The organism is Nonomuraea sp. NPDC059007 (assembly GCF_042740555.1).
Taxonomy (GTDB): Bacteria; Actinomycetota; Actinomycetes; order Streptosporangiales; family Streptosporangiaceae; genus Nonomuraea.
In genome coordinates this window covers 18,222-32,743 of the sequence record NZ_JBHYJD010000018.1, presented here as the reverse complement: position 1 = coordinate 32,743, position 14,522 = coordinate 18,222, and the positions used below count along the sequence as shown (strand labels likewise).

General features: G+C 63.6%; 6 protein-coding genes and 1 pseudogene. 3 read left to right on the top strand and 4 right to left on the bottom strand.

Going from position 1 to position 14,522, the window contains the following annotated elements; genetic code table 11:
* The first annotated feature begins 1,472 nt into the window (after positions 1-1,472).
* Positions 1,473-2,396, top strand: a complete 924-nt coding sequence (locus ACFWY5_RS28150) for a hypothetical protein (protein ID WP_379635355.1) — start codon at positions 1,473-1,475, stop codon at positions 2,394-2,396.
* A gap of 251 nt (positions 2,397-2,647) precedes the next feature.
* Positions 2,648-2,965 carry a transposase family protein gene (locus tag ACFWY5_RS28145; protein WP_379635353.1) on the top strand — a complete coding sequence of 106 codons (318 nt, stop codon included), beginning with the start codon at positions 2,648-2,650 and terminating at the stop codon, positions 2,963-2,965.
* Here ACFWY5_RS28145 and ACFWY5_RS28140 read toward each other — a convergent pair.
* From ACFWY5_RS28140 to ACFWY5_RS28125, 4 genes and pseudogenes are all read right to left on the bottom strand, one after another.
* Positions 2,915-3,304 (bottom strand): annotated as a pseudogene (locus ACFWY5_RS28140) (transposase family protein); the annotation flags it as partial. The gene ACFWY5_RS28145 and the pseudogene ACFWY5_RS28140 overlap by 51 nt on opposite strands.
* A 459-nt stretch (positions 3,305-3,763) precedes the next feature.
* Positions 3,764-4,852, bottom strand: coding sequence for an integrase core domain-containing protein (locus tag ACFWY5_RS28135; protein ID WP_379635352.1), 1,089 nt, complete (start codon positions 4,850-4,852; stop codon positions 3,764-3,766).
* 253 nt (positions 4,853-5,105) lie between these two features.
* Entirely contained in the window at positions 5,106-5,459 is a 354-nt protein-coding gene (locus ACFWY5_RS28130; RefSeq protein ID WP_379635350.1) for a hypothetical protein, read from the bottom strand.
* Between the two features lie 130 nt (positions 5,460-5,589).
* A complete protein-coding gene (locus tag ACFWY5_RS28125) occupies positions 5,590-12,741 on the bottom strand; it encodes a DUF6531 domain-containing protein (RefSeq protein WP_379635349.1) in 7,152 nt (2,383 codons plus the stop codon).
* A 613-nt stretch (positions 12,742-13,354) separates the two neighbouring features.
* Between ACFWY5_RS28125 and ACFWY5_RS28120 the strand changes: the two genes are divergently transcribed.
* Positions 13,355-13,723, top strand: a complete 369-nt coding sequence (locus ACFWY5_RS28120; protein WP_379635347.1) for a tyrosine-type recombinase/integrase — start codon at positions 13,355-13,357, stop codon at positions 13,721-13,723.
* Positions 13,724-14,522 lie beyond the last annotated feature (799 nt).

Genomic DNA, 14,522 nt, shown 5'->3' with positions numbered 1-14,522 from the left:
GATGGGCGGGAGCGGCCATGCCGGAGCTCCGGCAGCCGTCAGGGTATGCAGGACTACGAGACACTGTCTCCCGTGGCACGTTCACGACGCTAGATTGTCGCGTTCAGCGCATGCCGGTGCCAGCGGGAAAGACATTCAGTGGTCGACAAGTGAGGGGCACATGGTTTCCTGAGCGGGCAGATCCCACTCCCGCACACCCAGGTGATGCCCGACTACCCGACGAGAATCCGATACCAGGCAATAGCAAGCCTGTGAGCCGCAAGATCAGCCCTCCGATACGGTTCGACCCTATCTTCCAGGCGCGCAGGTCATCTTGATCACTGCGAAGGCCCCCACAATAGGAACACATTGGACCAACCTCGACAAGAGGCAAAAATCTCCTTGATTCCCCCTTGCTTCACGTGGCGGGCCTGAGTCATGATCGCAAGAAGCGATCTATATCACCATGCCCGTCAGGGCATTTCGACGCGTCCACTGCCGAGCTTCATGAAGTTCGCACACCTATCCGACGACCTGGTCAAGGGCGAGTCGTCCTCCTACAGCTACAGAGTGATCAGGCAACGCCTGTATGAGACCGATCAAGCAGGCTGCACAGAAGGAGATGTGATTGAATTAATCGCGCCCTTAGCACTATCAAGCTCGAACTTGTCGTAATCCGCCAAGCAGTGATGGCCCGAATTCCATCTGCCCAACGGCTATTTCGACTCAGAATCAATAACAGCGGCAAGGTCCTCGACAGAAGAGACTCCCACCTGGCCCCGGCAGCTATGGCGAATGCAGCCAGCCTAGGCACTAGTCGTGGGTAGAGAACATTTCACCTCCCAAGAGAACTGATACGAAGACGCTTACGTTGAGCTACGAGGGAAGCGGACAATAACGTGAGTACATGGCGCTCATCAATATCTTGCCAAGCTCATTGCGCTAATGCATCATCCAAAAATCCGGGCCCAGGGGCGCTGAACGGCCCTCAGAAGCCACTACAAAACCAGGAGATAAGATGACGGGAAACGCTCTAAAAAAAATGCTAGCAACGTCGGCGGCTGCGTTTCTCGCAGTCACAATTAGTCAAGCCACCTCTGCGTCGCCGGCCTGGGCCAATCCGTTTGCAGACGGCTGGTGCACAATCATAGCGTCAGGAGTGGGCGAGGCATGTATTTGGCGACTTCCCAATTTCGTCGCGGAACAGGCCGACTACGAAGTAGGAGACCCCGACTTCACCGACGACGTAATGTGGCGCTGGTCATCTAATACCTACATCCCTACGAACGTTATCGCAGACAACAAAGCAAGCGCAGTGCGAAATCTCGGCGAATCATGCACAGCAAGCTTCTCTCAATTCACGAACGGTGGCGGCTTAACGTATTACTGGGCCCCCATGACCGAGACGGGCGATCTCAGCGTTGTCGACTTCGATAACAAGCCGAGCTCTGTTCGCTTCCATTGCCCCTAAATCTCATAATTACGGAGAAACGATGCTCGATCTCAATACTGGTCCGCAACGCCGCGTTATTCTTACAATAAGTGCTCTTGCGTTAGCATCCACGAGCGCATGTGCGCCAGGAGGAGCACCTGAAACCTTCACGGCCCAGGTTCGCGAAACGATTCAGGTCGACCCTGTCACCCGGCCCTACCCCCTGGATCCGCACAGACCTACTCCTCAGCAGGAACAGGAACTCAGCGCTGCAATAAGGAATTCAATCGCCAGATGCATGAACACGTACGGGTTCACTCGCTACACAAGAGTCTCCGTCAATCCACCAGCAAAACTGGACCTGGCGCAAAATCGACGATACCTCTACATCGGAAGAGATCGTGTGGCCCAGCACGGCTACAAGCTCACACCTGAAGAGCTTTCCGCCGGCCCAGCCAACGGAGGTCCTAGAGATTCTGCCGGCGCACCGTCCGCAGACGAGCAAATCGTGTTCTACGGCAAGGGGCCGTCATCCTACAATGGTCTTCAGGTTCCCGATGGCGGGTGCTACGGACAAGCACGACGTGAGGTTATGATCCTCGAATCACCCTCCGATGATGAGCTTATTCGCCGCATCGAAGGTCAGGCCTACAATCTTGCTGGTCAGAGCCCTGTTGTCATCCAGGCGGCGCAGAAATGGGTTTCCTGCATGGCACAGAAGGGTTATAGCTACCGAAGCCCCGAGGATGCGTGGGAGGATCCACGCTGGCGTACTCGGCCCAACGATGGTCCGTCCAAAGAAGAAATCGCGACGGCACTGGCTGACATGTCATGCAAGGACTCGACCAATTACATCGCCGCATGGTATGAAGCCGAGAGTGAGCAACAGCGAGCTCTCATCTCAAAGCACACAAAGGACCTCGCGACATTTCGAGAGACGCTGAATCGCAGGCTCGCCAACGCGGCAAAGATCAACCACAATTGATCTAACCCGCCCCATGATCGCCGTTGACCTCACCTGCGGTGCCAAAACCGCATCGCAGCACCTGATCTGCGGCATCCTGTCGGGTATGCAGCCCGGCGGTACCCGCCCACACTGACCCCCTTTCATCCTCCGCCGGGGCTTGCTGGTCACAGCATGATCGCGGGTTGAGGGTTCGTCCTGGGTAGCAGAGAAGCTCCTGGTAAACGGATTGATCACCACGATCAACGCCCGCTACAACCAGGAGCTTCTGCGTGTTGTTCTCCCGTGCTGCCGTCGATTTGTCGCGTTCAACGCTGCACTACGTGGCCGGACTGATCCGCCACCATCGCCGGCGGATCGGATCGACTTGGCTTTGGCTGAACCCCGGTCAGCAGACCCTGCTCATGCTGGTCTACCTCCGTAAGGACGAAACGTTCGCCGCGAGATCGGCGTGGGTTTCGGGGACGACCGCTTGGCGGTATGTGGAAGAGACCGTGACGCTGCTGTCGGCCCGCTCCCCTAGGCTGCGCTCACAGCCAATGCGGACGGTCAGCGGTATACCCATGATGACGACCACTCAGCGCAGGTGAGGCCCACACCAGCCAGCCGGCCGGATCGGCCAGGACCTGCGCGTTTACCCCGTGACGCCGATGCTTACCGGAGTAGTACGGTCGTTCGTCGGCCAGCCGGTCAATCGGGATCAGCGTGCCGTCCAGGATGGCGTAGGCCAGCCGACCGGCGCGTAAGGCGGCGGCGTGGACGTCGTCGGCGAGCATGGCGAGCAGGTCGATCGCCTCGCGGACGTAGCGCCAGGCGGTGCTCGTGCCGATGTCGAAGCCTGCGGCCAGACGCGCGTAGGTGTCGCCGTTGCGCAGGTGGGCCAGGACCAGCAGAGCTTGCCGGAACGCATCCAGGCGCCGCCATCGGGTAAGACAGCAACGAGGCTCTCCGGTAGAGGCATCGGATCTTGGTCGACTGCTGTCTTACCGGGAGCCTCTTCCCATGCCAACCCGTCCCGGCGCCACCCCTGCCGACCAGCGCGATCAGGTTGGGAAAGCCTCATTACAGATGAGGAGGGATGAGCATGAGCGAGCCGGTGGTGTACAAGCGGTGTGGCTGCTCAGCTCGGGACAGGGCGTGCCCCGACTTGGCTGACGAAGGTCACGGTTCGTGGTAGTTCGCGATTCAGGTGCTGGGCCCGAGCGGACGTAGGGAGCGGGTGCGGCGGGGCGGCTTCCATACTGCGGAGCACGCCACGCAAGCTGCCCGCGAACTTGCTGCCGCCGATGGTCCTGGTGTGGTGAGCGCAGCGTGCACCATGGCGCGATGGCTGCGCCACTGGCTGACCTGTGCCGCTCGAATATTGAGTTACGTAGCCTGAGCTGCGGTTAAGCGGCGTGGTGGTATTCGCTGATCATGCCTGCGACGACGGGTCTTCGGCGGATAGATCGCGGATTGTTGAGTTCGGTCGTGTCTCGGGTGGACTGCGTTGCGGTGTCGGGGGGCCGTTGGTGCCGGGACTGGTGCGGCCGGTGCCCGTTGTAGTGGATCAGGTACTCCCGAAGTACCAGGGCCAGATGGCGTTCACCGAGGATCAGGATCCGGTCCAACAGTTCACGGCGCAGGGTGCCGATGACCCGCTCGCAGATGGCGTTCATCCTCGGCGTCCACGGCAGAGTGGTGATGAACCGAAGCCCTTCGGCTGTGAAGACCTCCCGAAAGGCGACAGTGAAGAGCGGGTCCCGATCGTGGATCACGAACCGCAGCCTCGTGATGCGCTCTCCCTGGTCCATCACCAGGTTGCGGGCTTGCTGCACCGTCCACGTCCCGGTCGGATGCGCGCTCACCCCACCCAGATACAGCCGCCGGGTACCGTGCTCGATGAAGACCAGCACGTACAACCGTTTGAGCAGGATCGTCTCGACCACCACCAAGTCGCACGCGATGATCGCGTGGGCTTGAGCTGTCAGGAACTGCCGCCAACTCGGCCCGGCCCGGAGGGGCGCCGGATCGATCCCGGCGGCGTGCAGGATCTCCCACACCGTGGAAGCCGCGATCGTGTACCCCAGGCGAGCCAACTCGCCCTGGATTCGGCGATGCCCCCAGGTAGGATTCTCCCGCGCCATCCGCACCATCAGCGCCTTGACCGGCCGGCGGGTGCCAGGCCGACCCGGGCGCCGCCTGTCGGTGAAGGTCCACTTCCGCGCCGCGAGGTTGCGGTGCCAGCGCAAGATCGTCGCTGGAGTTACCGGGAACACCTCGGCCCACCGGCGGCGCTGGATCAGTCGAGACAATGCCGCGAACCAGAGCCGGTCGGCACGACCCCATCGCGGCCGACCACCGAGCTGACGCCGGAGCACCTGGTTCTCGTGACGGAGCACCAGCAGCTCAGCCTCTCTGGACGCGTCAGAGCGGACCAGCACCGGCACAAGCCCGCATAAGCACCGAACCACCCGGTAGATCAGCGACAACAGCACCCCGCGATGGTGACAGCCGCCGAACTGATCGCGCAGCAGAATCCCAGCTCAGAGCCCGAAACCATATTTTCGAGCGGGACAGGCTAGGCAGGCGTGGGGGTCGATGAGCGGCACGCGCGGGCATGGTCACAGCCGAACACCCGACCCACCAGCAGATACAGAAGACGGAACAGCACGAGAGCCGAGCCTAGGGGACTAGGTCAGACCCCCGCCATCATTTCCTGCACCAAACAAGGTCAGGCGAAGCAGGTACTCACCTGCTCTGCGTGATAACCACCACCGCAACGTTTTGCGGGGCGAATCGCTGACGAACCGACCGGACGACGTCCCCCATCTGGGGATCCTGCATGTCGTCCCATATGTAGTCGCCCATGGCATTGATGGACACCTCCAGCTCCGCGTTGCCAGAGAGCCGCATCGCCTCCCATTTGGGCAGGTCGCTGCCGGTTGTGTGCCAGCCTTTGCTTCTGAGCCTATCAGCGACCCGAGTGACGACGGGTCCGGTAGCGCTTCCCATGTCGACGAAGAGCACGTCGCTAACGGTCTCAGTCCCGTCCCATGACTCCCGAGAGATCGTTTCGGCCACTACGCTCCCGAGCGTGCGCATGTCAGCGCTCACGCTTTTGTCGACATGCTCAGTTCTCATAAGAAAGCCCGGAGCACAGGCCACGAGCAGAGCCAGGGCCAGGAACGTAGCGGCAGCCCTGCCGGACCTCCTGGTGAGGCTTGCAGCATGTTTACCTTGCATTCCGGTTCACCCATTCCCAATATTCTTCTGCAGCCTGCCAGCCCCATCCTTGCATGAACCTCAAGCGCTTCATCGCGGACTCTCGGTTTTTTGCGTTGGACAGGTGTATCGGATTGTAACCGCTGTCATGCCATCTTCTGAATCGTTCGGGGTTGCCGGTGCACCCACAGTAGGCGAGCGTCGCTTCCCAGTCGGTGAGCGATCTGGATTGACCGGTCCTGGGATCCTTGACGCTGTATTTCGTCTTGACATAGCGCAAGTTGGCGGCGGCGAGATGGATTGCCATCCATGGTTTATTAATCAGAAGGTTGGCAATCTTCTTCGCTTCCTTTTTTTTGTTGGCGTCCTTGTATTCTCGCTTGTATACATCGGGGTAATATAGCTCCAACAGCGCGCGTGCCTTGTACACCTCCAACTGGGTGATGCCAAGCGAAGCGTCCCAGCCTTCTGCGTAGAAGTACGCCCAGGCTCCCGGTCCCGACTTCGGCTCTGCGCTGTCGTTTTCGTATATCAGCACCGCTATCAGCGCGTTCAGGTCGATGCCGTGCTCATCGGCCGCGTGCTTGATGGCCTTGTAATGCTGGAGAAGATCCTTGTAGTAGGTGAAGTACTGATAGTCCGAACAGCCCTTTGCACCCTTCGCGCACTTGGCATGCGTCGCCGCCCCCCGGCCGGCCGTGCCACCGCCTGACCTGGAGCGAGCCTTTTCTTCCTTTGTATAGCGGTCCCACAGATCCTTCATCACAAAATCTTCAACACCGTCATAAGCCATCTCTATGAAGGCGCCCCGGATCTTCTTCGGAGCTTTCCAGAAGCCCTTCGGAACCGCCGCCCCGTTGGGGAGATGACCCAGTTGCTTCATTTGCGCTTGGGTCATTACCGTGATGCCGCGCAGCTCGAAGCTTCCGCACGTATTCATGGCCGGGCCAGTACACGCTATGGGGCCACCGTCACCGAGGCCGCCTCTACCGAGGATTATGCCGGTCCCGTCGTAGTCTCCGCATCGTTGAATGGGGCTGGGGATGCTGCAGGGATCTCCAGTAAAGCCCCCGCCGCCATACTCCAGGCCAGTGGATTCGGTTGCATGTCCGGTGGGGTCGATACCGGTGAGAGGAGAGGCGTTGGCGTAGGTGTAGCGGTTGGCTTGAACCGAGGGGTTGGGGTTGAGGGTGGCGGTGTCCCGGCTGGTGAAGGTGCCGGTGCCAGGCTGGTACCAACGGGCATGCATGTTGCTCTTGCCGGTATCGGGGTCGGTGTACTCGCTCTGGTAGCCGAGGTTCGCCTTGGTCCCGGTCTGCGCTGTGACGGTACCGAAGGGATCGTAGGCGGTGCTGGTAGCCAAGGCGGCGCTGGTGAACGTGGCGACCACGTCGCGGTGCAGGTCAGTAAAGGCACCTGCAGCCGGGCTGGCGCCCTCTTGTAGGCCGAGCAGGTCGCCGAAAGCGTCGCGACCGTACTTGGCCTGGATGCCGCCGCTCGTATCGGCGATGGCGGCCAGGTCGTTGCCGAGGCCGGAGTAGGCGAAGGTCTGCTTGGCGGTGCCGCGGATGCGGGAGCTGACGCGGTTCAGGGCGTCGTAGCTGTAGAGGCTGTCGCCGTCGGCGATGAGGCGGTCGAAGGCGTCGTAGGTCAGCTGGGTGGTGGTGCCATTCTTGGTTTCGGTGGCCAGGGTGCCGCGCGCCGTGTAGCTGTAGGCGGTGCCGTCGCCGGTGGTGAGGCGGTTGCGTTCGTCGTAGGTGAACGTCTTGGTGCCGGCTTTGGTGCGGTTGCCGGAGGCGTCCCAGCCGTAGTCGGTCTTGGCTCCGCTGGGGGCGGTCCAGGAGGTGAGGCGGCCGGCGTGGTCGTAGGTGTAGGTGTTGGTGCCTGCTCCGGCGGTGCCTGCGGTGGTCTTGGTGGTGAGGTTGTCGTCCTTGTCCCACCCGTAGCTGATCTTCGCCAGCTGCGTACCGGCGCCGTTCTTCAGCGTCTGCGTTTCGAGGCGGTCGACGGCGTCGTAGGTGAAAGTTTGGGAGTCGGCGGCGGCGCCGGTGCTGGTCTTGCCGGTCAGCGTCTTCAGGCGGCTGGCCTTGTCGTAGCCGTAGGTGAGGGTGCGGCCGGTGGCCGGGTCGACCGCAGTGGCGAGCCGGCCGACGTTGTCCCAGGTGAAGGTGGCGGCCCCAGCGGAGTCGACGCGCTGGGAGGGGTTGCCAAGCTCGTTGTAGGTGTAGCTAGTCTGCTGGACCGTGCCCTTCTTCACGCTCAGAGGGAGGCCGCGGTCGTTGTAGTCGACGCTTAGGTCGCCGATCGCGGTGGCTCGACCCGTCAGGTCGTAGCTGAAGGTGCGCTCCGCTGTGGCGGCGCCGCCGCCTGCGCCGGTTTCGGCGGTGAGACGGTTCAGGTGGTCGAAGGTGCGGTCGATGCGGACCCCGCCGGGCAGCAGCGACGCGGTCGGGTTTCCGGCCTGGTCGTAGGAACTGGTCCAGGTACGGTGGGCCAGGTTCGGGTGCGCGGCAGTGGACGGCTCGGTCACGCTCTCGGCCAGGCCCAAGCTGTTGTAGCTGGTCCAGGTGGCATTGCCGCGGCCATCGGTCAGCCGGGTCCGAGCACCGGACGCGTCGTAGCCGAACGACGTCGTGATCGACTCAGTCGTCGAGACCGGCTCGATCAGCGAGGTAACCCGGCTGAGGGCGTCGTAGGTCTGTTTGGTGACATAGCCCTCGGGCGAGGTCGCAGACGTCGGGTTTCCCGCTGCATCGAAGGCGATGCTGGCAGAGCGAACCACTGCACCGGTACCGTTCAGATCCTTGACGCCGATCTGGCGGCCAGCCAGGTCGTACTCGGCGACCGTAGCGTTGCCCTCACCGTCGGTTGTCTTGACCATGCGTCCGGCCAGGTCGTAGGTCAGCAGCGTCTTGTTCAACGCCGGATCAGTCTGGGTGGTGACCTCCCCGGCCGCATTCACCAGGAAGCCGGTGGTCCGGTTGCCCGGCGCGATCTGCTTGGTCAGCACACCCGCGTCGTTGTACTCCAACTTTGTCGTGTACGCGGCGACAGTCGGTTTGCGCTCCACCTGAGTGGTGGTGATGGTTCGGCCCAGGTCGTCGTAGGTCGCCTCGGTCCGCGCCCCGGTCGGGTCGACCGTTGCCAGTTTCTCCCCGGCCAGGTCGTATTCGATGACGCTCTGCCCGGCTGGCTGACCGGCGGGTGCGGGGTCGGTGATGCGCACCTCGCGGCCGAGCTGATCGTAGTCGATGGAGCGGACATTGCCCCGCGGGTCCGTGGTCTTGATTAGCTGCCCGGCCACGTCGTATGCACGAGTGGTGGTGGGGGTGACGGCCGCACCGCCGGGGGGCGTGTAGGACGATGCGATCTGGCTGATCAGGCGACCCGCCTTGTCGAAGACCGAGCTCGTCGTACGGCCTTCGGGATCGGTGGTGTGCGTCTGAGTTCCATATGTGTCGTAACCGATCCGGGTGGTCGGCTTCGCGGAAGTGCTGATACCAGCCTTTTCAACTGCCACCTGTGGTCCGACAGCGTCGGCGAGGCGTCCGAGCGCGTCGTAGCGCATGGTGGTGGTGAAGTCCGCTGCCGTGGCGCCGGGGACGTTGCCGCGCGGGTCAGTGACTGCGGTGGCCAGGCCGCGGTCGTCGTAGGCGATAGTGGAGATGAGGTCCTGGGTGCCGTTCTCGACGGTTTCCCGGGTGGGCTGGTTGAGCTTGTTGTAGGCGCGTTCGGTGCTTTCGATCCGCGCGGTTCCGGCTGCGGTGCGGGTGGTCTTGAGGGTGTTGCCGTTGGCGTCGTAGGTGAAGGCGGTGACCCGCTCCAGTGCTGCGGGGTCGACGACCTGGGTGGTCAGGCGGCTCGCGGCGTCGTAGTCGAAGACGGCGGTGGTGATGCCGCCGCCCGTGACCTGCTTGATCAGGCTGCCGACCGGGTCGTACTCACGGGCCTCCAGCACCACGTCACGGGGGGTGGTCGAGCCGTTCAGCTTGGCGGCGTCGGCGATGGACTGCGACGGCCGATTGTCGTCCCAGTAGGTGTAGGTGGTCTTGCGGTTCATCGCGTCCACCCGGGCGGCCAGCCGACCGCCCGGATCGTAGGACAGCGTCTCCAGGACCACGTTCTGGGCGGGCTTGGGGTTGACCGGGCTTCCGGTCCAGTCCTGCAGCGTCCGCGAGATCAGCTCGGCGCGCTTGCTGTAGCCGTTGACGCTCACCGTGCCGCGCGCGTCGGTGACCGTCGCCGGTTGACCGAGCGCATTCCAGGTCTGGCGGACGATGCCACCCTCCGGCCCGGTGATCGTCTCCGTCTTGCCGTGTGCGTTGTAGCTGTAGACGGTCTCGCGGGCGCTATCGCCTCCGGTCAGGTCGGCGATCGTGTCGCTGAGCTTGTTGCCGTCCGCGTCATATACGAGAGTGGTGCGTTTGGTGTGGGTGACCCCGGTGATCTCGTTCTTCACCCCGGACTCGGTCTGCGTCAGCGGTCGTCCGAGCCGGTCATAGGTGAACGTGTTCGTGACGCCGTCAGGGTGAGCCTGGGACACCTCAGTCTTTGAACTCAGGCGACCGAGGCTGTCGTTGCCGAGCTTGGTGACCATTCCCAGAGGGCTGGTCTGCTCGGCCAGATCGCCGTCCTTGGTGTAGCGGTAGATCCAGGTGCTGTTCCGCGCGTCGGTTTGCGAGGCGATCAGACCGGGTGGAGTGGTGCCGCCGCCGATCGCGGCTTCGGTGCCGTCGGTGTAGGCGATCGTCGCCGAGCGGCCGTTCGGGAAGTCTGCGGTGGCGGGGGTGGTCTGTCTGGTCTGCTCGCCGTAAGTGTTGTAGGTCCGGGTGGTGGCGAAGGTGTTGTCGGTCTCGCTGGCGGAGCGGCCGTCGCGGTGGGCGAGCATGCGGTCGTTGCGGGGGTCGAACGGATCGCTGGCGTTGAGGTAGTACGACCAGTGTTCGACCGCGCATTCGGTGCTGGTGCGGCAGTACCAGCGGGCGATCACGTTGCCGCGCGCGTCGTGGTAGCGGCGGGTGTCGATGTTGTTGCGGTCGGTGGTGGTTTGGAGGTATCCGGCCTGGTCGTAGTTGTACCAGGTGGTGTGCCCGAGCTGGTCGACCTCGCCGACCGGACGGTAGCCGCGCCAGGCGTCGTAGTAGAACTTCAACGTCTCAGTGGCCGGGTCGGTGACCGTCACCGTGGACTCGCCGGACTGCACCTCGACGACCAGCGGGCCGACCTTCCAGGTGCCGCCGTTGCTGTCGGTGTGGGTGGCCAGCCGGTCGGTGACCGGGTCGTATGTGTTGGCCGCCCACGTCCGCCCGGACGGCAGCTTGACGCCGGTCAGCTGGTGCGCGCCGCCTACGCGGGCGGCGAAGTGGTCGGCGATCTCCGCCTCGGTCAGCGGCTGGCCGTACAGGGCGACCTCGTCGATCGCACCCTGCAGCGGGAAGGCCTGCTTGGTGGCCGGGCCCGCCGGGGAAACGGCGGGGTCGACCACGCCGTTGCCGATGCTGGCGAACTGCCGCCACGCCGTCACCGTGCCGGTGGTGGTGCCCACTCGCTGGCCGTCCAGGTACAGGGCCTGATCAACACCGGAGACGGTGAGGACCGCGTGATGCCAGGCGTTGTCGTTGACCGGCGCGGCCGATGTGATGGGGTTGCTGACCGTACCCAGTGCGCCGCGCAGCTTGCCGTCGGTGCCGACATACAGCATCGGCCCATGCGCCGCCCCGTTCGTCTCCTGCGTACCGGCCGCAGCGAGGACACCGGAACCGGCGGTCTTGAACCACAGCTCCACCGACACCTGGTCACCCAGGTGCGGCACGATGTTGCCCGGCAGCTTCACCACCGACCCGATGGTGAACTTCGCGGCGGTGTCCGGCGTGGCCGCCAGCGCGCCCGGCTCGCCCAACGTCACCGACTGGTAGGTGGCTTCGCGCTCGGCATGCGTCTGATCCGCTGCGACCGTACCCGTGGCCTCGCCCAGCCGCCAGTAGGCGAACGGATCGGCATCCAGCACCCGGCTGCGATACTGCGAGCCGCTTCCGTAGGTGTACTCCGCGCAGTTCGGCGCCGCCGCCGGCGTGCACACCCGAGTCAGCCGTCCGGCCTCGTAGGTGTAGGTCCACTTCAACGGCGCGCCATCAACCGGATCGGTGGCCACCTCCGCCACCCGGCCCCCGGACCAGGTGAAGGTCAGCGAACGGCCGCCGGTGGCCGTCACCTTGGCGAGCAGGCCGTCCGGACCGTAGGAAAGGTCCTGCTGGCGGCCCCGGCTGTCGATCAGCCGGCGCAGACGGCCCAGGTCATCGAAGATGTACTTGGTGGCCGTCTTGTCCATCAGATGCCACCACGTCGCCGCGCCCCCGGCCGGGCACGACACCCCCGGCGGCGCATAACACAACGCCGGGACCCGTACCAGGCTGGCCTGCATCCCCGGCGGCGGCTGGAACGTCCCGGTACCGCCGAAGTCAGCAAACCGCGCCTGGCGTCCGTCGGCCGCGGTGAACACCGCTGACGCCCGGCCGCCGCGTTCCTCAGCGAGGATCTTCATGTCCCAGCTGGTGGACCAACCGGCGCCGAACATGCCGCTCATGCGCGGGTCCATGCTGTTGTAGGTGCGCTGCACCTCCAACGGCAGCCCGGCCGTTGGCACTGACACATCCGTCACCGTGGTGGTGTAGTTGCCGGTACGAGGGTCGAACTCACGCCCGCCCGGCCCCTGGGTGGCCAGTCCGGAGGTGACCGTCGGCTGCCGCACGCCCGTGGTGAACGTCAACGTGGGCGAGGTGGCGGTCACCATCGCCGTGTCGCGGACGGTGACCCGCCACCAGTACTGCTTACCCCACACCAGCTTGCCCGCTGGCACGGTCCACGCGTTCTTGTTCCCGGCCAGGTACCCCGGGTTCGTGCAGGTCGCGCCCGACATCGTCTCCACAGCGCACAGCTCGAACTGATATGACAACGCCGACGCCCCCTGCGCCCACGCCCGCAATGCCGGCCGCAACGAGTCCACCAACATGCCCGACTGCGGATACACATCCACCAACGTCATCGACATGACGGCTGCCCGCGCGTCGGCCGCCTCCGCCCGCGCCGCCCCCGGCGGTAACTTATCCGCCGCAGGAGGTGGGGTGTTCAGCTGTCCGGGGTCGGCACGCTTCTCCAGCGGCACCGCATCCTGAGGCACCTGCGGGTTCGCCCGCCACCCCGCGCCAGGATCCCCCGCCGCCGAAGTCGTGGTCGCCGTACGAGACGTCAACGGCGATAAGCCCGCAGCGCTACCGCGTAACTGAACCGGAGTTTCACTTGTCCCGGCATAAGAAACAGATTCCGCCGCCGTATTCGCAATAGCTTGCCTGGCTTCCATGCCTAACAAGCCTGGCAGAGCCATCACCGCCAGACCGGCTACAGCCCAGCGGGATCGAATCCACGACGAATACCGGCGCATGCGCAGTCACACTCCGAACTCAACAATGAACGGGCGTCTAAGTGGGACGACAACGACACCCTGCCCCACCCAGAGCGACCACGCTCGTACACCCGATGGTTCAGAGTCATAGCAGGCAGGCGCAGCGTAACCCGCGGACGATCACCAAACAAGACCGGATCACAGACGAGGTGGACACGCAGCGTAACCTCCGCGAAGCCTCAGCGAGAACTGCGGCACTAAGCCGCATATCCTTTGCATTCATCCGGCAGCCACGCACAAACCAGGAACGCTTGAGTTGTTATGGCGCAGGCAGCGCCATTCTTTCCTCATCGCAATCACCAGACTCGTCAGCTCGGTGAAGATCATCCACAGCCGGGCTCGCCCGGCCGACACGATCCGCCTCCTGCGCAGTCACCAGCGGAGCCAGCACCTGCATAAGCCCGACGCCGCCGGTTGGGTATTCACTCGCGAGGATGGCCAGCCGATACGACCGGACTATTTGACCTACCGGTTCCGGTACCTGGTGGCAGCCGGCGGGCTGCCTCCAGAGCGGCTGCACAATCTGCGGCACAGCGCTACCTTTAGAGCGTTGGCCGCGCGCGTGGACCTGCGTACGGTCCAGGGCCAACTCGGGCACGCCAACATCGTGCTGACCCCCGACATATACACCTCGGTGCTGCCTGAACTACATCACGACCGGCCGAGGCAACGGCACGCCTGGTAATGACCACAGCGCGAAGAACAGGCTGCGGGCTACGGAAGCGGACGATTCAACTCCGGCGTCGCCCCGTAAACCGGCCGCCACGCCGAGCGCTCTGCCGGAAAGCTCTCGCGGTGTCTGTTTGCCCCAGACGTGACCCGGGCATGACCCATCTCTTGATTCTTTGATCAAGAGGTGTGCGAATCTGCAGGTCAGGGTGGTAGGGCGCCCGGGGCTCGAACCCGGAACCTACGGATTAAAAGACAGATTCAATGCCGGCTCATGTTTCAGCGTACTCATTTATGCCACTCTGTCGAATTTCATCGCATCTGAAATGTCGGAAAATGTCGGTCGGTGCCCGTGGGTGCCGATGGCCGAAGAGCACGCGACGAGCACGCGGCACGGGATGCGGTGTGCCATGGCATGCTCTTGACTGTTCGATTTGTCCTGACTTCGGCGGGCGCAGGGGCCGGAGGGCGCTGTTTGCCTCTTCTTGCCAGAGGCTGATGGCATTTACCTCGGGTTGCTGCTCGGGCGGGTTCGCCGGGGCCAGCTGGCGACGCCCGAACCGCGTCAAGACTCGCGGCCAAGGCTTGAGCTGTACTCATTTGGCACTGGGGGCTGATCCGCTGAGCATCCGCCCAAAACTAGTTGAGTGGATGCTCAGAACAGGGCGACCTTGGTTGGGATAGCCCAGCTCAACCAGCATGGACGAATTTTCGGTAGGCGCAGAGCCAGTGGAACCTCTGTGACATGGATAGCCTCCACTTGCCAATGGGCCAGGAGGTAATCACGTGCAAGCAACTTGCATATGGCAATACGC